The organism is Thermanaeromonas sp. C210 (assembly GCF_013167955.1).
Classification (GTDB): domain Bacteria; phylum Bacillota; class DSM-521; order Neomoorellales; family Neomoorellaceae; genus UBA12545.
In genome coordinates, this window is record NZ_BLWF01000002.1 from 409,215 (window position 1) to 428,256 (window position 19,042).

The following is a 19,042-nucleotide window of genomic DNA, read 5'->3' on the forward strand; positions in this document are numbered from 1 at the left end:
GGGAGGTAGAGAGGATGAAGAAGTTATTCTATCGCCTGCTGCCGGTTGCCTTCAGCTTGCTGGCCTTTGCCGCAGCCGTCGGGGTCAAGCCAACCTGTGCTTTGCTCTGGCACCAACCCGAAGTACCCAAGTCCCTGCTCAAGTAACGCCCCGGTGGGCGCGGGGAACCCGCCCTTCCCCGCGCCCCGGTGAAGCGCGAACGGTCAGAGGAGGAGAAATTGAGGCCTCCATTTCGAGGGACGGGAGAACTCTAGATGCGCAAATGGGAAGAGAAAAGAGCTGAAGAAATATCCGAGTACATTTTGGTCACCCATATTGTAAGCCTCTTGCTTGTCTTGATGATTATTTTTAGCTTTTATAACCTGCCTCTAGGCCTGCATTTCTCCGTTTACGCGGTCGCCGTGTTTAGCGCCTCCGTGATAGGTATAATTGTATATGTCTCGCGCAAGCTCCTCCCCAGAGTATCCTTCCTAGGCCACCCCCATAGGGACGAAATCTTACTCCTCACCATCATTTTCCCTGTAACCTTTGCCTTCCTTTGGTACAGCCGCAATTTCTTCGGCGCCAAGGTCCTGGTCCTCGTCCCTATCGTTATCACTGCCACCAGCTTCGGAAAGGTTGCCGGCACGGCAGCAGCTGCCGTGGCCTCCGCCCTCCTCTTTTTCCTGGATTACCGAGTTTACGGCTCCTTGCCCGCCGCAGTCTTCCAAGCTGACAGTATTTTGACCGGGGTGGTAGTTCTCCTGGCCTGGCTGGTGGGCGGCTTGATGGAAGTGGAGAGGCAAACTCAGCAAGAGCTGCTGCGCCTGGCCGACTACGATCAACTCACCGGACTGTACAACCACCGCTATCTACAGGAAAATCTGGGCGGGAAGATACGGGAAGCGGCCAGCAGTAACCTTCCTCTCTCGTTAATATTGCTGGACATCGACCAGTTCAAGTATTTCAACACCGTTTACGGCTATCCCAAGGGAGACCAGCTCCTGGCCGCCCTGGGCCGGCTGCTGCAGGAAGAGGTAAAGGAGCCATCCTGTGCTGCCCGCTACGGCAGCGACGAATTCGCCCTGGTCCTGCCCGGCAGAGGCAAGGGCCAGGCGGCGGAGACCGCCTGCCGCCTAAAGGTAAGACTCATGGAGGAGGCTACCAGAACCCTGGCGGGCGGGGAGGGGAAGCCGCCCTTTAAACCCTTTACCCTCTCGGTCGGTTTGGCCACTTACCCTGCCGACGGTAACGATGCCCTGTCCCTCATCCGGGCGGCGGAAAACGACCTGTTCAGGGCCAAGTACTCCCGGGACAAAAACTACCTGTACCATTCTATTATCAGCGAGATCAGTGCCATGAAAGTGAAAGAAGCCTTCCCTACCTTGCAGGTCCTGGTGGCCCTGATTAATATTAAAGACCGCTACACCTTTGGCCACTCGGAAAGGGTTATGTCCTACGCCCTGGCTGTGGCGGAAAAGTTGCCCCTTTCCGGGGAGGAAAAGGAGACCCTGCGTTACGGTGCTTACTTACACGACCTGGGCAAAATTGAAGTGGACAGCGCCATCCTCACCAAGAAGGGCCCCCTGAGCCCGGAAGAACGGGAGGCCATGCAAAACCACACCGTATGGGGAGCAGAAATGGTGAAACCTTTAGTATTTTTCCAGGAAATATCACAGATCTTGCGTTTCCACCATGAGAACTACGACGGCTCCGGCTATCCCGATGGTTTGCGGGGAGAAGAAATCCCCCTTCTGGCCCGCATTGTGCGCCTGGCCGACAGCTTCGATGCTATGACCACCGACCGGCCCTACCGCCAAGCCCTGTCCCTGGAAGAAGCCAGCCGGGAATTGCTGAGGCACAGCGGAACTTACTACGATCCCGCGCTAATTCCCCCCTTTCTGGAAGCAGTAAAAGAAGTGTACGGCGAGGGGTAGGATAATCCGGATGACCCACCCCTAATCCGGTTTACAACAGTTAATCTGCTCCGCCTTTTGAAAGGCGGGCGAAGGTCAAGAAGCCCGTGTGACCCACCATGCGATGCTGGGGCCTTATGGCCCGGCCTTCTATATGCCACCCCCGCATCATGACCTCCAAGGTTTCTATCAGGGCAAAAGACTCCGTTCTCCGCAAAAGGTTCTCAAACCGGGCCACCTGGAGGATAGAGGGCAGGTAGGAACACAGGATGCCGCCCGGCAGGAGAACCCGGCAAACCGTCTCCAGCGCCCGCCAGGGCTCCGGCACGTCCAGGAGAACCCGATCGAAGTCCTCCTCCAGGTCTTCCGGTGCGTAAATGTCCCCCAGCCTGAGTTCCAAGTAGGGGGGGAGGTCCCCGAAGTAGCCCTTTACGTTTTCCGCCGCCCGGTCTAACATATCCTGGCGCACATCATAAGCCACCACCCTCCCCTTTTCCCCCACCTGCCGCAGGACGGCCAGCAGGAGACCGCCGCTCCCCACCCCGCCTACCAGTACCCTGGACCCCGGAAAGACGTCTGCCCACAGTAAGATAATGCCGGTATCCTTGGGGTAGATAATACCGCTTTTGCGGGGCATGTGCATAACATAATCGGCCAGGGTGGGAGCAAATACATAGAGCTTCTTGCCCCGTGAAGTTTCCACTATGCTGCCCGGCTCCCGGCCCAGCACGTCATCGTGTTCAATGTAACCCCAGTGGGTATGCAGGCGGCGGTGAGAAGTCAGCCGCTCCACCATACAGACACGATTATCCGTAAAAATAACCCAATCTCCTTCGCGGAACATAAAGCCCCTCACCTCCCGGTATTGACAAGGATTTACTTTCCAACTGTCTCAGGTAGCCTCTCTTTATGGTAGCATAAGTAGGAGGCTCCAGGGCAAGCGCGAAACCCGTCAGCCCCGGCGGGAGCATACTTCTGCCTCCCCCGGGCGGCCGCACCGTGGTATTTTTTCTCGCGAAATAAAAAGGGTCTCCCAGAAAATAAGACGGGCCTCCAAGAAAAAATTAGCTGGACTTTGGGGCAGCCCTCCTTTAAAATTAATAGTAGTTGTTCTAGATCCTAAAAGTAGAATACCAAGGGCCGGCTCCGACCTGGCCCGGAAAGGAGTTGTCTTATTCCATGCCCAGCCTCAAGGGAACCCAGACCGAAAAGAACCTGCTGGTGGCCTTTGCCGGGGAATCCCAGGCGCGTAACAGGTATACCTTTTACGCCAGCCAGGCCAAGAAGGAAGGTTACGAGCAAATAGCCGCTATCTTTCTGGATACGGCCGAAAACGAAAAGGAGCATGCTAAGCGTTTGTTTAAGTTTCTAGAAGGAGGCGAAGTGGAAATCACGGCCGCCTTCCCCGCCGGCGTTATCGGGACTACGGCTGAGAACCTGGCCGCCGCCGCTGGAGGGGAAAACTATGAGTATACCCAAATGTATCCCTCCTTTGCCGAAACTGCCGAGAAGGAAGGCTTCCCGGAAATTGCGGCCGTATTGCGGGCTATCGCGGTAGCCGAGAAGGGGCACGAGGAGCGCTACCTCACCCTCCTGGATAGCCTCCGCAAGGGACGTGTTTTCGAGCGGGAAGAAAAAGTAACGTGGCGCTGCCGTAACTGCGGTTACATCCATGAGGGTCAGGCGGCGCCCCAGGCTTGCCCCGCCTGCAATCACCCGCGCGCCTTCTTCGAAGTCCTGGTTAAGGTGCAGTAAACAACCGGACACTACCTCGGGGATTTCTTTCTCCCCACCAGTACGCGGCCCCTCCCAAGGGGGCTTTTTTTGTCCCCCGTCACGCCCGGAGGTTAGGAGCCCCTTACAGGAAAAGGCCCTGGCATGTTATCTGGAAACATGATAAAATGGTCTTAAAGGATGATGGGAATGATGAAGGGCTTTTTTACCAGGAGTTTTGGCTTTTTTCTGTTGTTTTTGGTTTTATCCCAGACCCTTTTCCCCCCTCCGGCGGTCGGGTCCTCCGGGCCAGGGAGCGGTACACCTGCTGTCTATGTCTTGCGGGTGGAAGGCCCCATTGTCCCCGTGGTAGCTGACTATATCCAGGACGGGATCCAGCGGGCCTACCAAGAAAACGGTGCTTGCGTCATCCTTGAGCTTAGCACGCCCGGCGGCCTTTACGCGACAACCCAGAAAATTGTAGAAAGCATATTGAACTCCCGGGTGCCCGTAGTGGTATATGTGTCCCCCGCAGGGGCCTGGGCGGGTTCCGCCGGCACTTTTATTACCATAGCCGCCCATGTGGCCGCCATGGCGCCCGGCAGCCGTATCGGCGCCGCCCATCCGGTGGCCATGGACAACGACAGCGGGCTCTCGGATACCCAAAAGCAGAAAATGGCCCAGGATGCCGCCGCCTGGGTACGGAGTATTGCCCAATGGAGGGGGCGGGACCCCTCCCAGGCTGAACTGGCCGTTCTGGAAAGCAAATCCTTTACCGACGGCGAGGCCATCCAGGCCAAGCTGGTGGACCTCCGGGCCTCCGACCGGGCCGAACTTTTGGCCCAGCTCCAGGGGCGGAAGGTTAGCATGGTGGACGGCCGCGAGGTTGACCTGAATGTGGCCGGCCTCCCCGTGCGGGAAATACCAATGAGTTCAGTTCAACGGCTGCTGTTCGGGATAAGCGACCCCAATATCGCTTACATCCTCATGAGCATCGGCACTATCGGGCTCTTGGCCGAACTATACAACCCCGGCGCCGTATTTCCGGGAGTTGCAGGCGGGATCAGCCTGGTTCTCGGCCTTTACGCCCTGGGCACCCTCAATGCCCAGTTGAGCGGTCTGGTCCTGCTCCTTCTGGGTCTGGGGCTCCTGGCAGCTGAAGTTTTTGTGGTCAGCCACGGCCTCTTGGCGGCCGGAGGGCTGGTATCCTTCATATTGGGCTCCCTCATGCTTTTCAGCGGAGGACCCCCTGCCTTCCGCGTGAGCCTGAGCCTCATACTTCTTACTGCCCTGACTATGGTAGGATTTGTGACCTTTCTTTTAGGTGCCGTAGTCAAAGCCCAGCGTCGCCCGGCGGTAACCGGAAAGGAAAGCCTGGCCGGTACGATAGGCGTGGCCTTGACGGATTTGAAACCCGAGGGCTTCCTGCTGGTAGAAGGAGAACGGTGGAAGGCCGAAAGTGAAGAGCCGATAGAAGCCGGCGAGAAGGTGAAGATTATCGGCGTAGAGGGGTTAAAACTAAAGGTAAAAAAGCTTTAACGAAAGGAGAGGTGTCACCAGCGTGGAGAATCTCATCACCCTTATAGCCCTGGTAGTAGTAATTGCCAGCATCCTTTCCTCGGCTATACGGGTCGTCCAGGAGTACGAGCGCGGCGTGATCTTCCGCCTCGGGCGCTATGTAGGAGTAAGGGGACCCGGCCTGTTTTTCCTGATACCCTTCATCGAGCGCATGCAGAAGGTCGACCTGCGGGTAGTAACCATGGACGTTCCCACCCAGGAGGCCATTACCAAGGATAATGTTACCGTAAAGGTTAATGCCGTGGTTTACTTCCGGGTCGTAGACCCTGCCAACGCGGTCATTAGAGTTGTAAACCACATAACGGCCACTTCCCAGCTGGCCCAGACCACCCTGCGCAGCGTCCTCGGTCAGTCGGATCTCGATGAGCTCCTCTCCCAACGGGAACAGATCAACCAGCGGCTCCAGCAGATTATTGATGAGGGCACCGAGCCCTGGGGAGTTAAGGTGACCCAGGTGGAAATCAGGGATGTGGAGCTGCCCCAGACCATGCAGAGGGCTATGGCCGCCCAGGCCGAAGCCGAGCGCGATCGGCGGGCCAAGATCATCCATGCCGACGGTGAATATCAGGCGGCCGAAAAGCTCGCCCAAGCGGCCCGGATCATCTCTTCCGAGCCCGCTTCCCTCCAGCTGCGCTACCTGCAAACCCTCACCGAAATTGCCTCGGACAAGAGCAATATTATAGTGTTTCCCGTTCCCGTGGAGTTCTTCCAGCAACTATGGAACCGAGATAAATGAAGGGCCCCTCAACCCCCGCCCCCGGCCACAGGCCGGGGGCTTTGTCTTGCCGCACAACGGAAAAGGAGCCCTTGTCTGCGGGGAGAGGGTATGCTATAATACACCGGAAAAATGCTTCCCTGCTCCACCCGGAGGGGTGGGGCCGATCCAGTCCACAGGGAGGAGGTGTGGTTAGGCATGCGCAGTTACGAGGCCCTGTTTGTAATTAGACCCGACCTGGACGCCGAACAAACCCAGGCAGTGATAGACAAATTCACCAACCTGATCACCGACAACGGAGGAGAAGTGGTCCAGGTAGACAAATGGGGCAAGAAGCGGTTGGCCTATGAGGTGCGGAAGTTCCGCGAGGGTTACTATGTCTTGCTGCAGTTTAAGGGGCCAGCAGCCGTTGCCCAGGAATTGGAACGGGTCTTTAAGATAACCGATGAGGTTATCCGCTACCTTATAACCCGCCTAGAGGAAAAAGCGAGCTAGCCCCGGCCGGGACCGGCCTGCAGGGAGTAAGGATCTTTCTTACAAGGTGGGGATAGAGCTATGTTAAACCGGGTGATACTCATCGGCCGCCTGGTGAGGGACCCAGAGCTGCGCTATACGCCCAGTGGGGTGCCGGTAGCCAATTTCACCCTGGCGGTGGACCGCCCCTACCTCAACCAGCAGGGCGAGCGGGGCACGGACTTTATTCGCATTGCCCTGTGGCGTAAGCTGGCAGAAACCTGTGCCAACCATCTGGGCAAAGGGCGGCTGGTAGCCGTGGAAGGGCGCCTGCAGGTAAGATCTTATGAGACCCCTGAGGGCCAGAGGCGTCAGGTCACCGAGGTGGTGGCCGAAGATGTGCGGTTCTTAGACTGGCCCAAAGACCGGACCACCGGTTCCGGCAATGAGGAGATGGGTGATTTCCCTGATCTGGGAGATCTGGGTACGGAAATCGAAATGGGGGACGACGAGCTTCCCTTTTAATTTAAAAGGAGAGTGAAGGAATTTGGCGCGGGATCGGAAGCGCGGCCGGAAGCGCGTCTGCAGTTTCTGTGTAGATAAAATCGATTACATCGATTACAAAGATGTAAACCGCCTGCGTAAGTACATGAGCGAGCGGGGCAAGATTATACCCCGGAGGATTTCGGGTAACTGCGCCCGCCACCAGCGGCAGCTTACGAGGGCCATCAAGAGGGCGCGGATGGTGGCTCTGTTGCCCTTCACTGCAGAATAAAGGGTCCTGAAAGGATTAGCCGTTAGGGTGCTTCCGGGGGGGAACGAGCCCACCGCGCAATACGCCCGGCCCGCCGGGGACGGGCTCCCCGCCCGGTGAGTCCTCCGGAGGGCACCGCAGTCACCATGGAGGGGGCCAGCCAAAAAGCTCCCTCTTTCATTATCCAAGGCTATCTAAAGATAAATCCCAGGTGGGAAGCGAGGAGATGGCAGTGAGCCAGCGGGAAAGTACTACGGCCCTGGCCGAAGGAGCCTTGATGGCCGCCCTTGCGGCCGGGCTGGCTCTGGTGGGCCTTTTCTTGCCCCCCTTACAGCTCTTCACTAACCTGATCTGGACGCTTCCCATCACCGTCCTCATAGTGCGCCGGGACTTGCGTACGGGAATCATGGCCGCCTTCGTTGCCGGGCTGCTGGTGGGGCTGCTGGGAGGGGTGCCGCGGGCTTTCTTGCTTTTTACCCAATTTGCGGCCGTCGGCCTCCTGTACGGTTACCTTTTTAAACAGGGAACGGCTCCCGGGCGTATGGTGTTGGCCGGTACCCTGGTAGCCTTAATATCCCTCCTCTGTTCCCTGGGGTTCTCCTTTTATTTGGCCGGCTGGTCCCCCGCCCGGCTGGCGGCCGACCTCGAACAGATGCCGGAGCATGTCCTGGAAATGTATCGGCGGTCGGGGGTATTGGAGCAAATGGCCCGGGAAGGAGTGACGCCGGAGGAGCTCCACGGCTACCTGGAGAACATGGTGGACTATCTAAAGCGCCTCTTGCCAGCCATACTGGCCACCGTGGCGCTGTTCACGGCCTTTATCAATTATCTGGTAGCCGAAACTGTCCTGCGAAGGCTAAGCCTTACCGAGCAGAGGCTGCCGCCCTTTCGTCACTGGCAGCTCCCCTGGTACACCCTCTGGGGGGTTATCGCCGGTCTGGGTCTGAGCCTGCTGGGGGACTACGAGGAAGTGACCTGGCTCAAAACCCTGGGTCTCAACATTCTTTACCTCTATCTCCCCCTGGTTTTGGGCAACGGCCTGGCCGTCGTCAGCTTTTTCGCCCACCGTTTCAGGTGGTCGTGGTTCCTCAAGGCGGCCTTCCTTATGATCTTTTTAATCAATATACCCCTCGGCCTCCTGGTGGTACTGGGCCTGGGGCTCTTCGATCCCTTCTTGGGGTGGCGCAAGCCCCGGGAGGCGGGAAGCCCTTGAGGCGGGATCGGCAATTACTATTTCTATAATTAAGGGGGTAAGACCCGGTGAAGGTTATTTTGACCACCGACGTACCCAAGCTAGGCGCCAAGGGAAGCGTAGTAGAAGTTTCCGACGGTTATGCTCGTAATTACCTCTTTCCCCGCCAGCTGGCGGTTCCGGCTACCAAGGGCCGCTTGGAGGAACTTTCCCGAGTTAAGGCCCAGGAGGAGATAAAAAGGCAGAAAGAAAGGGAAGAAGCCCAGAGGGTGGCCCGTCAGCTGGAGGGGAGTACGGTCACGGTAACGGCCCGGGCTGGAGAAGGGGGCAAGCTTTTTGGTTCGGTTACCAATAAAGAAATAGCCCTGGAGATAGAAAACACCTTTCATATCAAGGTGGATAGGCGTAAAATTGAACTGGAGGAGCCCATCAGAATGCTGGGTTCCTATCCGGTGGTACTGCGCCTGCATCCCGAGGTGCAGGCCAAAGTACTGGTACAGGTAGTGGCAGAAAGGAGTTAAGACCCAATGCCCCGGAGAGCTAAAGTAGCTCTTTTTAAAGATGAAGGCGATTTTCTATCCCGGCAGGTCAGCGCCCTGTACGGTATTCTGGCCGATATTTACGGAACGGATAAGCTGGTGCTCAAGGCCAGCAAGCTGGAGGCGCTGGATTATCTCCAATCGGATAAACTCTCGGAGCGGGTTCTGGCCCTCCAGAAGCTGGTTTACGAAGACCCCACCATCGATACGGCGCCTCCCTTGGAGGCCATCCCCCAAATCCTAAACGAAATCCAGGAAGAGCTGGCGGATTTCATAGCCCGCCGGTCGGTGGAAGACAACCTGGAACGCCGGGTGGCCGAAAGGATGCAGGAGCGCCACGAGGAATACCTGCAGGAAATCCGTATGCAGATCCTGCGGGAAAACGCAGGGCCGGAAAATGCCCACACCCTTAAGAAACTGGCAATTCTGGAAAAGATGGAACAGACCAGGCTGGCCCGCTCGGCCATGGAAGTCTTAAGGCCCCAAAGCCTGGAGGAGATTGTGGGCCAGGAGCGGGCCGTGCGGTCCCTCCTGGCCAAACTGGTATCCCCCTTTCCCCAGCATATCCTAATTTACGGGCCTCCTGGAGTGGGCAAGACGACGGCCGCCCGGCTGGCCCTGGAGGAAGCCAAGAAGATCAAAGGCTCGCCCTTTAAGGCCGATGCCCCCTTCATCGAGGTCAACGGCGCCACCCTGCGCTGGGATCCCCGGGAGGTAACCAACCCTCTTTTGGGCTCGGTCCACGACCCCATCTATCAGGGGGCCCGGCGGGATCTGGCCGAGAGCGGCGTGCCGGAGCCGAAGCTGGGACTGGTAACCGAAGCCCATGGGGGGGTCCTGTTCATAGACGAGATAGGCGAAATGGACCCCCTTTTGCTGAACAAGCTCCTTAAGGTTCTGGAGGACAAGCGGGTAACCTTCGATTCCTCTTATTACGATCCGGCCGATGAAAACGTGCCCCAATATATAAGAAAGCTCTTCGAGGAAGGGGCGCCGGCGGATTTCGTCCTCATCGGGGCCACGACCTGCGATCCCGAGGAGCTGAGCCCCGCCCTGCGCTCGCGGTGTGCCGAAGTATATTTCGAGCCCCTAACCCCGGCGCAGATCGAAACCATCGTGCGGGAGGCGGCCGCCAGGCTGGGGGTAAAGCTGGAGCCCGCGGTTCCCTCCCTCATTGCCGAATACACCATAGAAGGCCGGAAGGCCGTTAGCCTCCTGGCCGATGCGTACGGTCTGGCCCTCTACCAGCAGTATCAAAAGAGGGGCCGGCGCCGCCGGCTCATTACCGTGCAGCATATCCTGGAGGTCGCCCAGACGGCCCGCCTGACCCCCTTCATCACCGCCAGGGCCCAGGATGAGCCGGAGATCGGCCGAGTTTTCGGCCTGGCCGTGGCCGGTTTTGTGGGTTCGGTGCTGGAGGTAGAGGCCGTAGCCTTCCCGGCCCGGGAGCCGGGCAAGGGCAATATCCGCTTTAATGAGACTGCCGGGAGTATGGCCCGGGACTCGGTGTTCAATGCGGCCGCCGTCTTTCGCTTGCTCACCGGGGAAGACCTGAGCGACTACGACGTCCACGTGAACGTGGTCGGCGGGGGTAACATCGACGGTCCTTCGGCAGGGTTGGCCGTGTGTGCGGCCATCATCAGCGCCATCCAGGGCCGTGCGGTACGGCAGGATGTGGCCGTAACCGGCGAAATCTCCATCCAGGGTAAAGTAAAACCCGTAGGGGGAATTGTGGAAAAAATTTACGGTGCCCGTCAGGCCGGCATGCGTTATGTTATTCTTCCCGAGGCCAATGCCGCCGAGGTTCCGGGGGATCTGCCGGGCATCCAAGTGATACCGGTAGCCACCGTAGCCCAGGCTTTGGAACATTTGTTGGTGAAAGAATAGGGGCGGTGAAGTCTATGCAGGAGCTTGCGGAGCGGCTCCCCCCCCACAGTCTGGAGGCGGAGCAATCCGTCCTGGGCGCCATTCTCCTCGACCGGGAGGCTCTGCTCACGGCTGCCGAAATCCTCCGGATGGAGGACTTCTACCGCGAAGCTCACCGCGTCATTTACCGGACCATCCTGGACCTGGAATCCAGGGGCGAAGTGGTCGACCTCTTAACGGTAACCGAGGAATTGAAGCGCAGGGGTGAGCTGGAGGCCGTGGGAGGGGCCTCCTACCTTGCCCAGCTTACCACGGTAGTTCCCAGTGTAGCCAATGCCGGCCACTACGCCCGCATTGTCTCCCAGAAGGCCGCCCTCCGGCAGCTAATCCAGGCGGCTACCCGTATCGCCGAAAGGGCTTATGAGGAGGAGGGGGAAGTCGGGGAAATCGTGGATGAAGCCGAAAGGCTTATCCTGGAGGTGGCCGCCGGCCGGTACCGGGACGGTTTTGTAAACATCAAGCAGGTCCTCCTCCAAACCTTTGAACACCTGGAGCGGCTGGCCTCCCACAAAGGAGAGGTTACCGGTCTACCCACCTTTACGGATTTAGACCGACTACTCTCCGGCCTGCAGCCCTCCGACCTCATCATTTGCGCGGCCCGGCCGGGCATGGGCAAGACCTCCTTCTGCCTTAATATTGCCCAGAAGGTGGCCCTCCAGCAGAAGGTGCCGGTGGCCATCTTTAGCCTGGAGATGTCCAAGGACCAGGTGGTGCAGCGGATGCTGGCCGCCGAAGCCATGGTAGAACAGCACCGCCTCCGCACCGGCTTCCTGAAGGAAGAGGATTGGGCCCGCCTGGTGAACGCGGCCAGCCTCCTTGCGGAGGCGCCCATTTACATAGACGACACGCCGGCCATCACGGCCATGGAAGTCCGGGCCAAGGCCCGCCGGTTGCAGGCCGAATGCGGGTTGGGGCTGGTAGTCATCGATTACCTCCAGCTCATGCAGGCCCACCGCCGGGTGGACAGCCGCCAGCAGGAAATCGCCCTCATCTCCCGGGCCCTCAAAGCCCTGGCCCGGGAACTGAACGTGCCGGTCCTGGTATTATCCCAGCTGAACCGCGGCGTGGAGCAGCGGCAGGACAAGCGGCCGGTTATGGCCGATCTTTTGGAGAGCGGGGCCATTGAAGCCGACGCCGATGTGATCATTTTCCTCTACCGCCCCCAGTACTACGACCCCGATACTGACAAGAAGGGTATTGCCGAAGTCATCGTGGCCAAGCATCGCAACGGCCCCGTGGGAACCGTGGAAATGGCCTTCCTGCCCGAATTTACCAAGTTTGTGGACCTGGCCCCCGAGCCGGAGCCTTAAGGAAGGCGGAACCGGCCCTGCTTCCCCGGCTCCCGAAGCCCTGACAGGATGGGGCCTCTGCCTTGGACCCAAGGCTTAAAAGTTGGAATAACTCGGCAGGATCTTCCGCGGACGTGGCGAATAAATATATCACCTCTGCATACTAATAATAACTATTACTAACAAGGAGAGGAAGGGCATGGGCGACGCCATCTTTTTGCAGAAATCGGGGATTTTAGGGGTGGGCATTGTAGCGCAATGTGGGTTCCTTACCCCCCAACAGCTCATGGGCCTGGCCCGGCTGGCCCAGGAGCTGGAATGTAAAGCCTGCAAACTAACCACCCGGCAGACGTTGATTTTCCTTATTCCCGAGGAAAAACTCCCGGTCCTGCGGGAAGGGGTGGAAAGCCTGGGTCTTAGGGTAGGTGTTTTCGGCGAAACAGTGCGGAACGTCAAGGCCTGTGCAGGCAGCTCTGAGCTGTGCCAGCGCTCCCTCTCCGACGTTTTTGCGTTGGCCGGCATTCTGCAGGATCGGTTTATGAATCGCCCGGTGCCCAACGATTTTAAGATTTCGGTAGCCGGCTGCCACCGAGGTTGCACCGAGCCCTTCTGCGCCGACTTCGGGGTGGTGGCTACCGGGGAAGATTCCTTCAGTATCTACATAGGCGGCCGGGGGGCCAGCCGGAAACCCATCCACGGCCGGCTGCTGGCGGAGAAGGTAAATGGAGAAGGGGTTCTGGCCATCCTGGAACATGTTCTCGTCCGTTACAACGAACTGGCCCAGCCCAAGGAAAGGCTCTGCCACACCATCCAGCGAGCGGGGTGGGAACCCTTCGAGCCACCGGCCGACATGCTGGCTTCGTTCCAGCCGCAAGAAGAAGAGAGCGACTTTCTCCACTTCTTAAACCAAACTACGCGGTAAAGGCGGTGAACACCTTTGACAGTCAGGAGCGTAAACCTGGAAACCATCCGCCGGGCGGTGGATAAGTGCTGCAAGACAGTAGAAGAATGCGGTAGTTGTGATAAGGCCCGCTGCCTTATAGGATTCACCCAGACTGTCCTGGACTATGCGCAGGCCAAAAACACCTGGCACATTCCCCAGGGACACACCTTCATTCCGGAAGACGACCTCCGCCTTTATTACCAGGAGGACCTGCTGGAAACTTTAAGTGAAATACTCCTCCAGTGCCATAGCTGCCAGGATAACCACGAAGAAGACTGTGTTATCAGCATCAGCCGGCGGGCCATGGAGCGGGCCCTCTTCGGGGAGTATATGCCCTTCACGGGAAGTATCGCTGCCTACCTCCTCCAGGTGGCCCGCCAGGAACCGGCCCTGGGAGAAAAGCTGGCGTCCCTTTACCAGCAAAAGAAAAAGGCCGCGTCTTCCGACGGCCCCTGAACAGCCCCCCGGGCTCCGGCCCCGGGGCATCTTCCCTGCCCGGGCGGCAGCCTGCACCATGCTCCTCCCCCAAAAACCCGCCGTCCCCGGGCAGGGCCTCGGGCTCTTTGGCAAAGCTTCGAGGGCTTCCCCGCAAGGGCGTGGTATCTCCCCCAGGCCAGGCTTCGGTCGATCTTCATGTCCCTGGAGGGGGCGACCGGCCGGCGGGGTGAGGCCGGAACCATCCCCCTTCGGAGCGCGGCCTCCAGGGCTAGCACCCGACGTCCTTCCGCCGGAGCCGGGCGGGATTACCCCCCTGCCGCCGGAGGTAGAATAAGCACCGTATCCCCGGGGTTTACCGGGGTGGCAAGTCCCTGCAGGAAGCGAACATCGCGGCCTTCTACGAATACTCGTATGAAGCTTTTAAGGTCTCCCGTTTCCGGGGCTATTATCTTTTCCCTTACGTCCCTGCCGGTGAGCTCCCGGACGGCTTCCAAAACATTCATAACCGTGGCCTTTGCAGGGACGGATACCGTAAGCTCACTGGTACCCAGGAACTGGGCCAGGTCTAAAATAGTGCTAACCTTTACCTCCATCCTCTCCTCCATGCCACCACCCCCGGAACTGATGAAATTAATCTAACCTTTTTACATTTCCAGAGTAACCCTCTCCCCGGAGAAAGTCAAGGCTAACTCCCGGGTACCGGGGATGGAGGAGTTGCGCTATTTACTAACACCCTTGCCTTCCAGCAACCCTTTGGCTTCCTGGTAGTCCAGGCCCCCCAAACGGGCTACTACCACCGTCAGTAAAGTAACCGACTTCTGCAGCTCCTTTATTAGAGGCTCCATGCGGACCAGGAGGTAAAAGGCCATGACCATGGGAAAGCCAACATTTCCCACCTGGGTCCATAGGTCCTCCATTTAACGATTCCCCCCCTCCTGCGGGCACGCTCCCCAGGGATGCCCCCAGTTGGGGTGGCCGGCGTTTCTCTTCACCTGCCGGCCACCCCAACGCGGGAGTTGAGCCAAGGGCCGGGAACCACAGGTCAGCCCGGCCGTATACCCCTAGACGGAGATAAGATCCACGGTTTCCCTGCTCACCAGCCGGGCCCCGGCCACGGCCACCAGGTCCCCGCCGGGGGAGGTGAAGACGTTGCGGGCCACAATAAGCTCCATAGCCGCCCTCACCTCATCGGCTGTGATGTCGGACCGCGGTTCCTGGACGGTCAGGACGGTGCGGCGACCGGCAGCATTTTGGAAGACGAGCTCCAACCGCCTGGTCATCATGGTCTAATCCCCCCTCCTGCTTTTTAGGCCGACAAGCTGCTCTCCTGTACGCGGTTGACGGAGACCACCGGATAAGCCTGCAGGGCAGCCAGGGCCTGGGCCACGTCCCAGAGGTCCTGGTCGGCAGCCTCCGGTTTTACGCGGTTGAAAGTCCTCCACCGGTAAACCGGCTCGCCCGCGGAATTGGTCCCGACCTGCACCTGCAGCCGCAGGGATGCCCCTACAGGCGTCGCCACTACTGCCATTTTGCCACCCCCCTTCTGGTCTGGAGTCTACCAGGAGGGGAGGCAGCGGTCGAATTTGCCTTTCCCGACGAAGCGAAGATGAACCTCCTTCCCTTGCTCCCGGTCCGGCAACCGGACGGCGTGAAGGCGGTATGGAAGACCCGGCCCGGGCCTTCAGGCCGGCAAAACCCAAAATCTGAGCCCGGCGTAAACTGCCCGAGGGCCCGGAGGGCCTACATAATCCGACAAGTTTTATGCTCTTTTTATGCTAGAATACTTTTTGTTGTATGGATCCTGTATTAAGTCAAGCACATGATCTTAAAAATACTTTTTGGTCGAAAGGGAAGCCTGATATGGCCCGCGTAGGAATTATTGCCTGCCGCCACTATTGGTACCACGGTTGCCCGGGGTTCCAGTCCCATATCCTCTGTTTTCTGGCCCAATTGGAACAAAAAGGTCCCCTGGGCCGGCTGCGGAAAGGGCGCATCGTGAGCCTGCGCCCGTGTCCCGGCTGTCCCGGAGACCGGATCACCGAACTGGCCGCCGATATGCTCGCCCAGGACAACGTCCAGGTGTTCGCCCTGGCTTCCTGCCTTTTCCTGGCCGGCCACTGCCCCGAGGCCGTACAACTGGGCAAAAAAATAGAGGCCGCCTTCGGGCGCCCCGTATTGATGGGTACCTATATCGCCGCCGATAAGGCCGTAGGCTGCCGCTCCGTCCGGCGAGCCCTCCCGGGCATACCCAGCGTACCGGAATGTCTTCGCCAGCTGGGCAATTTAAGTTACTGGTGTTCCCTCCCCTCGGGATAACACCCTCTTGATGCTCTTCTCTACTTTGGTCCTGGGGAGTAGAACCAGCCGGCCGCAGCCCAGGCACCGGAGCCGGAAATCCATACCCGTCCGCAGGATCTCCCAGCGGCTGCTGCCACAGGGGTGGGTTTTGCGCATTTCTACAATGTCTCCCAGGTGAAGGTCCACCGCTTCTTAGCCTCCTTGAGATGCCCCGTACCGACGCCCTCAGGGCCGCCGTCCAGCGCGCGGGCACGAGGGGTACTCTCTCCTCGCCCTTCAAGGACCTTTAACGGCGTCCACCCATCACCGGAACAGGCCCTTTCTATCCAGAGGAGCTAAACGGGCCCCTGACCCACGGCCTTCAGGGCCGCTTCCGCGGAAATACGCACTTCCCAGGCAGGATCGTCCCGGGCCTTCTCCAAGACATGACGGGCCTCCCTGCACCGCAGGCGCCCCAAGGAAAGGGCGGCCGCCGCCCGCACCTTAGGCTCGGGATCCCCTAGGGCCGGCAAGAGATAGCCTGCGGCCTCCCTTAGCCCCGTATCTCCAAGGGCCTGGGCGGCCGCCGCCCGCAGGGCAGGCGAGGAGGCCTGCAGGCCTTCTCCCAGCACCGGCAGGACCTCGGCCTCGCCGAGGTTACCCAGAATCTCGACGGCCCGCACCGCCACTTCCTCCGGGCCGGTCCGGACGGACGGCAGCAAATAGGGTATGCTCTGCCGGCCAAAGGCGGCCATAACCTGGGCCACGCGGGCCGGGGGAATGCGCTGGGGCTCGGCCAGGGCCAGGGCTAAAGGTTCCAGGCAGCGGGGATCCTTAAGGGAAGCGAGAGCCGCAGCTGCAGCCATCTGAACCCCTTCTTCCCCGTCGGCCAGGGCCTCCAGAAGCAGGGCCACGGCGCCGTCTACCTGCAAGACCCCCAGTATCTCCGCCGCCAGGGCCCGCTCCTTAGCCCCGCCGCCCTTTAGCATCTGGAGCCACTCCCCTACCCAGTCCTTCCCGCAGGCCAGAGCCTTGACTTCCCGCCGCACTTCCGGTCCGAGGCGGGGCCAGCACTCCAGAATAACCCGGGCCCCCTCCCCGGCTCCCAGTTTAGCCAGGGCTTTCCTCAAGGAGGAAGGAAGCCTTCCCCTGCAGCGGCAGAGTTTTTCTATCAATCCCCTTGGGTCCTTTTCCCGGCCCTTGCGCCACCAGCCCCTGAGCAAGGCCCATCCTCCTATAGGGTGATGACCTTTTCGGCAGCCATAAGGTGTTCGACGATGGTATACATGTTGGTAATGGAACCCACGCAGAGCTTTTCCTTAAGGCGGTAATAGTCCAGGCAGGTACCGCAGACCAGTATTTCAAGGCCCCTCCGTTCCAGGGCCATTAGACTGGCCAGGGCCGGGGAGCCCTCGCAACACAGCTTAACCCCGCTGTTGATGAAGAGGAGGCGCCGCGGAATAACTTCTCCTTCGCTCAGGGTATAAAGAAAATTGCGCATGAGGACTTCGCCCAACTCCCGGGTTCCCTGGCCGAGGGCATCGGTGCTGATCAAGACCACCTGCCCCGGGGCTACACAGAGCTGGGTGCCGGGCAGCCCTTCTTTGCGGATGTGGATGTAGTAATCCGAACCCCGCTCCTCCACTTCCACGGCGCAGTCCAGGCTGCGGGCCAGTTTCACCACGTTGTCCCGCGCCACTTCATTGTCCACGATGGTGACGACTTCCCCGGCTTCCTTCAGCCCTTCCAGGGCCTTCTTGGTATGAATAACCGGCTGGGGGCAGGGCAGCCCGCGGGCATCCACCTTGGTTTCCACTTTTCTCCCCACCTTTTGCCAACTTTATTGCCCCGGTACGAACTATTGAATATTCGACATGAACCGCTCCTTTACCTGCCTGGCCTGACGGCCCTAACTGCCCAGGAAGGCACCGTAAGCCCGGTAGGCCATGTAGACATCCACTTTACTGCTTATTTCCAGGGGAGCATGCATAGACAAGAGGGCCGGACCGCAGTCTGCCACTTCCAACCCGAAATAGGCCAGGTACTTGGCGATGGTTCCCCCGCCGCCCAGGTCCACCTTGCCGAGCTCGCCACTCTGCCAGATCACCCCGGCGTTGTTGAAAATAGCCCGCAGTTCGGCCATAAATTCCGCGCTGGCATCGTTGGCCTCGTACTTGCCCCGGGAGCCGGAGTACTTATTGAGGACCACGCCGTAACCCAGGCGAGAGGCGTTGCGCTTATCGAAGACGTTTTCATAGGTGGGATCCAGGCCGGCCGTCACATCCGCCGAAATGGCCTTGGATGCCGCCAGGATGCGCCCAACACTTAAGAGGTCAGGGTAGCCGGCCCGGGCGGCCAGCTCGGCCACCACGTGTTCCAGGAGCCGTGACTGGGCACCGGTATTACCGGTACTCCCGATCTCTTCCTTGTCTACCAGGAGCACCAGGGCCGTATGCTGGGGATAAGGCAGGTCCATGAGGGCCTGGAGGGCGGCGTAAGCACAAACCCGGTCGTCCTGGCCGTACCCCGCAATCATACTGCGGTCCAGACCCAAATCCCGGGCCGGACCGGCCGGTACCAGCTCCAGTTCGGCCACTATGAAATCCTCCTCTGTAAGGCCGTAGTTCTGGTGGAGGAGCTGCAGGATGGCCAGCCGCACCTTTTCTTTAACTTCTTCGTCAGGATAGGGTATGTTACCGACCACCAGGTTCAAATCCTCGCCGGCCACGGCTTCTTCCATAGCCTTTTTCATCTGTTCTTTGGCCAGGTGGGGGAGCAGGTCGCTGATGCTGAAAACGGGATCCCCAGGATCTTCGCCTATGATGATTTCCCGCCTGCTCCCGTCCCGCAGGATCACCACCCCGTGGAGGGCCAGGGGTAGGGCCGTCCACTGATATTTTTTAATGCCCCCGTAATAGTGGGTCTTGAACAGCGCCAGACCTCCCTGCTCGTACAGGGGCATGGGCTTGAGATCCAGGCGCGGGGCATCGATATGGGCTCCCACCAGGCGCACTCCCCGGTCAAGGGGGGCCTGCCCCACAACCCCCAGCACGGCCACTTTATGCCGCCATTCCAAGAAGAACTTGGTGCCGGGCGCCAGGCCGCGGCCGGAAGGAAGGCCGGCCAGGGGGGCATACCCCTTCTGTCGGGCGACCTCAACGGCCAGGCGGGCGGCCTCCCGCTCGGTCTTGGCCCGGCTCAAAAAGGCCTTATAGCCCTCACAGAAATTAAATACCGCCTCCCTCTCTCCCGGCGCCAGCCTTTCCCAGGCGCTCTTTTCCGGCAGGGCCAGCTTGGCCTGTAGCTGCTTACCTTCTCCGGCCATGACTA

At 59.5% G+C, this 19,042-nt stretch carries 24 protein-coding genes; 15 read left to right on the plus strand and 9 right to left on the minus strand.

The features are described from left to right. The first annotated feature begins 14 nt into the window (after window positions 1-14). Together TAMC210_RS06110 and TAMC210_RS06115 are read left to right on the plus strand one after the other, a co-directional pair. Window positions 15-146, plus strand: a complete 132-nt coding sequence (locus TAMC210_RS06110; RefSeq protein ID WP_173297897.1) for a cyclic lactone autoinducer peptide — start codon at window positions 15-17, stop codon at window positions 144-146. 108 nt (window positions 147-254) lie between these two features. Beyond that, window positions 255-1,916: a bifunctional diguanylate cyclase/phosphohydrolase gene (locus TAMC210_RS06115; RefSeq protein ID WP_173297898.1), complete on the plus strand. Its 1,662-nt coding sequence runs from the start codon at window positions 255-257 to the stop codon at window positions 1,914-1,916. A 40-nt stretch (window positions 1,917-1,956) separates the two neighbouring features. Here TAMC210_RS06115 and TAMC210_RS06120 read toward each other — a convergent pair whose 3' ends face one another. After that, on the minus strand, window positions 1,957-2,739 hold the full coding sequence (locus TAMC210_RS06120) for a tRNA (adenine-N1)-methyltransferase (protein ID WP_173297899.1): 783 nt from the start codon (window positions 2,737-2,739) through the stop codon (window positions 1,957-1,959). A 335-nt stretch (window positions 2,740-3,074) separates the two neighbouring features. Between TAMC210_RS06120 and rbr the strand changes: the two genes are divergently transcribed. The 12 genes from rbr (at window position 3,075) to TAMC210_RS06180 (ending at window position 13,453) form a co-directional block, all read left to right on the plus strand. Beyond that, window positions 3,075-3,650, plus strand: coding sequence for a rubrerythrin (gene rbr, locus TAMC210_RS06125; RefSeq protein ID WP_173297900.1), 576 nt, complete (start codon window positions 3,075-3,077; stop codon window positions 3,648-3,650). Window positions 3,651-3,818: 168 nt separating this feature from the next. Further along, window positions 3,819-5,147, plus strand: a complete 1,329-nt coding sequence (locus TAMC210_RS06130) for an NfeD family protein (protein ID WP_254388536.1) — start codon at window positions 3,819-3,821, stop codon at window positions 5,145-5,147. Window positions 5,148-5,169: 22 nt separating this feature from the next. Next, on the plus strand, window positions 5,170-5,922 hold the full coding sequence (locus TAMC210_RS06135) for a slipin family protein (protein WP_173297901.1): 753 nt from the start codon (window positions 5,170-5,172) through the stop codon (window positions 5,920-5,922). Between the two features lie 177 nt (window positions 5,923-6,099). Further along, on the plus strand, window positions 6,100-6,396 hold the full coding sequence (gene rpsF, locus TAMC210_RS06140) for a 30S ribosomal protein S6 (RefSeq protein WP_173297902.1): 297 nt from the start codon (window positions 6,100-6,102) through the stop codon (window positions 6,394-6,396). 60 nt (window positions 6,397-6,456) lie between these two features. After that, window positions 6,457-6,879 (plus strand): single-stranded DNA-binding protein, encoded by a 423-nt coding sequence (locus TAMC210_RS06145; RefSeq protein ID WP_173297903.1) that lies wholly within the window; start codon window positions 6,457-6,459, stop codon window positions 6,877-6,879. Between the two features lie 22 nt (window positions 6,880-6,901). Then, the gene (gene rpsR, locus TAMC210_RS06150; protein ID WP_173297904.1) at window positions 6,902-7,129 is read left to right on the plus strand and encodes a 30S ribosomal protein S18; all 228 of its coding nucleotides are present in this window, start codon (window positions 6,902-6,904) and stop codon (window positions 7,127-7,129) included. A gap of 205 nt (window positions 7,130-7,334) precedes the next feature. Next, window positions 7,335-8,321: a YybS family protein gene (locus TAMC210_RS06155; RefSeq protein WP_173297905.1), complete on the plus strand. Its 987-nt coding sequence runs from the start codon at window positions 7,335-7,337 to the stop codon at window positions 8,319-8,321. 47 nt (window positions 8,322-8,368) lie between these two features. Continuing rightward, on the plus strand, window positions 8,369-8,821 hold the full coding sequence (rplI, locus tag TAMC210_RS06160; RefSeq protein ID WP_173297906.1) for a 50S ribosomal protein L9: 453 nt from the start codon (window positions 8,369-8,371) through the stop codon (window positions 8,819-8,821). A 6-nt stretch (window positions 8,822-8,827) separates the two neighbouring features. After that, window positions 8,828-10,726 (plus strand): Lon family ATP-dependent protease, encoded by a 1,899-nt coding sequence (gene lonC / locus TAMC210_RS06165; protein ID WP_173297907.1) that lies wholly within the window; start codon window positions 8,828-8,830, stop codon window positions 10,724-10,726. Between the two features lie 14 nt (window positions 10,727-10,740). Further along, window positions 10,741-12,075, plus strand: a complete 1,335-nt coding sequence (gene dnaB / locus TAMC210_RS06170) for a replicative DNA helicase (RefSeq protein ID WP_173297908.1) — start codon at window positions 10,741-10,743, stop codon at window positions 12,073-12,075. A gap of 178 nt (window positions 12,076-12,253) precedes the next feature. Continuing rightward, complete coding sequence (locus tag TAMC210_RS06175; RefSeq protein ID WP_173297909.1) at window positions 12,254-12,976, plus strand: nitrite reductase; 723 nt, start codon at window positions 12,254-12,256, stop codon at window positions 12,974-12,976. 15 nt (window positions 12,977-12,991) lie between these two features. Next, a complete protein-coding gene (locus TAMC210_RS06180) occupies window positions 12,992-13,453 on the plus strand; it encodes a hypothetical protein (protein ID WP_173297910.1) in 462 nt (153 codons plus the stop codon). Between the two features lie 287 nt (window positions 13,454-13,740). On the opposite strand, the gene TAMC210_RS06185 is transcribed toward TAMC210_RS06180, so the two are convergent. From TAMC210_RS06185 to TAMC210_RS06200, 4 genes are all read right to left on the minus strand, one after another. Continuing rightward, window positions 13,741-14,040, minus strand: a complete 300-nt coding sequence (locus tag TAMC210_RS06185) for a MoaD/ThiS family protein (protein WP_173297911.1) — start codon at window positions 14,038-14,040, stop codon at window positions 13,741-13,743. Window positions 14,041-14,154: 114 nt separating this feature from the next. Continuing rightward, entirely contained in the window at window positions 14,155-14,352 is a 198-nt protein-coding gene (locus TAMC210_RS06190) for a YvrJ family protein (protein ID WP_173297912.1), read from the minus strand. Between the two features lie 144 nt (window positions 14,353-14,496). Next, on the minus strand, window positions 14,497-14,718 hold the full coding sequence (locus TAMC210_RS06195) for a DUF2922 domain-containing protein (protein ID WP_217267290.1): 222 nt from the start codon (window positions 14,716-14,718) through the stop codon (window positions 14,497-14,499). 23 nt (window positions 14,719-14,741) lie between these two features. After that, window positions 14,742-14,963, minus strand: a complete 222-nt coding sequence (locus tag TAMC210_RS06200) for a DUF1659 domain-containing protein (protein ID WP_173297913.1) — start codon at window positions 14,961-14,963, stop codon at window positions 14,742-14,744. A gap of 332 nt (window positions 14,964-15,295) precedes the next feature. On the opposite strand from TAMC210_RS06200, the gene TAMC210_RS06205 reads away from it, so the two are divergent. After that, the gene (locus TAMC210_RS06205) at window positions 15,296-15,751 is read left to right on the plus strand and encodes a CGGC domain-containing protein (protein WP_173297914.1); all 456 of its coding nucleotides are present in this window, start codon (window positions 15,296-15,298) and stop codon (window positions 15,749-15,751) included. Here TAMC210_RS06205 and TAMC210_RS06210 read toward each other — a convergent pair. From TAMC210_RS06210 to TAMC210_RS06225, 4 genes are all read right to left on the minus strand, one after another. Beyond that, window positions 15,719-15,919 carry a DUF951 domain-containing protein gene (locus TAMC210_RS06210; protein WP_173297915.1) on the minus strand — a complete coding sequence of 67 codons (201 nt, stop codon included), beginning with the start codon at window positions 15,917-15,919 and terminating at the stop codon, window positions 15,719-15,721. The genes TAMC210_RS06205 and TAMC210_RS06210 overlap by 33 nt on opposite strands. A gap of 149 nt (window positions 15,920-16,068) precedes the next feature. Beyond that, window positions 16,069-16,935, minus strand: coding sequence for a HEAT repeat domain-containing protein (locus TAMC210_RS06215; RefSeq protein ID WP_173297916.1), 867 nt, complete (start codon window positions 16,933-16,935; stop codon window positions 16,069-16,071). A gap of 11 nt (window positions 16,936-16,946) precedes the next feature. Then, the gene (gene yedF, locus TAMC210_RS06220; protein WP_173297917.1) at window positions 16,947-17,528 is read right to left on the minus strand and encodes a sulfurtransferase-like selenium metabolism protein YedF; all 582 of its coding nucleotides are present in this window, start codon (window positions 17,526-17,528) and stop codon (window positions 16,947-16,949) included. A 93-nt stretch (window positions 17,529-17,621) separates the two neighbouring features. After that, complete coding sequence (locus tag TAMC210_RS06225; protein WP_173297918.1) at window positions 17,622-19,037, minus strand: aminopeptidase; 1,416 nt, start codon at window positions 19,035-19,037, stop codon at window positions 17,622-17,624. Window positions 19,038-19,042 lie beyond the last annotated feature (5 nt).

What these genes read in the sequence shown, in the direction of transcription:
- TAMC210_RS06110 (WP_173297897.1), top strand. Translation starts at nt 15, where the DNA reads ATGAAGAAGTTATTCTATCGCCTGCTGCCGGTTGCCTTCAGCTTGCTG.
- TAMC210_RS06115 (WP_173297898.1), top strand. Translation starts at nt 255, where the DNA reads ATGCGCAAATGGGAAGAGAAAAGAGCTGAAGAAATATCCGAGTACATT.
- TAMC210_RS06120 (WP_173297899.1), bottom strand. Translation starts at nt 2,739, where the DNA reads ATGTTCCGCGAAGGAGATTGGGTTATTTTTACGGATAATCGTGTCTGT.
- rbr (WP_173297900.1), top strand. Translation starts at nt 3,075, where the DNA reads ATGCCCAGCCTCAAGGGAACCCAGACCGAAAAGAACCTGCTGGTGGCC.
- TAMC210_RS06130 (WP_254388536.1), top strand. Translation starts at nt 3,819, where the DNA reads ATGATGAAGGGCTTTTTTACCAGGAGTTTTGGCTTTTTTCTGTTGTTT.
- rpsF (WP_173297902.1), top strand. Translation starts at nt 6,100, where the DNA reads ATGCGCAGTTACGAGGCCCTGTTTGTAATTAGACCCGACCTGGACGCC.
- TAMC210_RS06145 (WP_173297903.1), top strand. Translation starts at nt 6,457, where the DNA reads ATGTTAAACCGGGTGATACTCATCGGCCGCCTGGTGAGGGACCCAGAG.
- TAMC210_RS06155 (WP_173297905.1), top strand. Translation starts at nt 7,335, where the DNA reads ATGGCAGTGAGCCAGCGGGAAAGTACTACGGCCCTGGCCGAAGGAGCC.
- lonC (WP_173297907.1), top strand. Translation starts at nt 8,828, where the DNA reads ATGCCCCGGAGAGCTAAAGTAGCTCTTTTTAAAGATGAAGGCGATTTT.
- dnaB (WP_173297908.1), top strand. Translation starts at nt 10,741, where the DNA reads ATGCAGGAGCTTGCGGAGCGGCTCCCCCCCCACAGTCTGGAGGCGGAG.
- TAMC210_RS06175 (WP_173297909.1), top strand. Translation starts at nt 12,254, where the DNA reads ATGGGCGACGCCATCTTTTTGCAGAAATCGGGGATTTTAGGGGTGGGC.
- TAMC210_RS06185 (WP_173297911.1), bottom strand. Translation starts at nt 14,040, where the DNA reads ATGGAGGAGAGGATGGAGGTAAAGGTTAGCACTATTTTAGACCTGGCC.
- TAMC210_RS06190 (WP_173297912.1), bottom strand. Translation starts at nt 14,352, where the DNA reads ATGGAGGACCTATGGACCCAGGTGGGAAATGTTGGCTTTCCCATGGTC.
- TAMC210_RS06195 (WP_217267290.1), bottom strand. Translation starts at nt 14,718, where the DNA reads ATGATGACCAGGCGGTTGGAGCTCGTCTTCCAAAATGCTGCCGGTCGC.
- TAMC210_RS06200 (WP_173297913.1), bottom strand. Translation starts at nt 14,963, where the DNA reads ATGGCAGTAGTGGCGACGCCTGTAGGGGCATCCCTGCGGCTGCAGGTG.
- TAMC210_RS06205 (WP_173297914.1), top strand. Translation starts at nt 15,296, where the DNA reads ATGGCCCGCGTAGGAATTATTGCCTGCCGCCACTATTGGTACCACGGT.
- TAMC210_RS06225 (WP_173297918.1), bottom strand. Translation starts at nt 19,037, where the DNA reads ATGGCCGGAGAAGGTAAGCAGCTACAGGCCAAGCTGGCCCTGCCGGAA.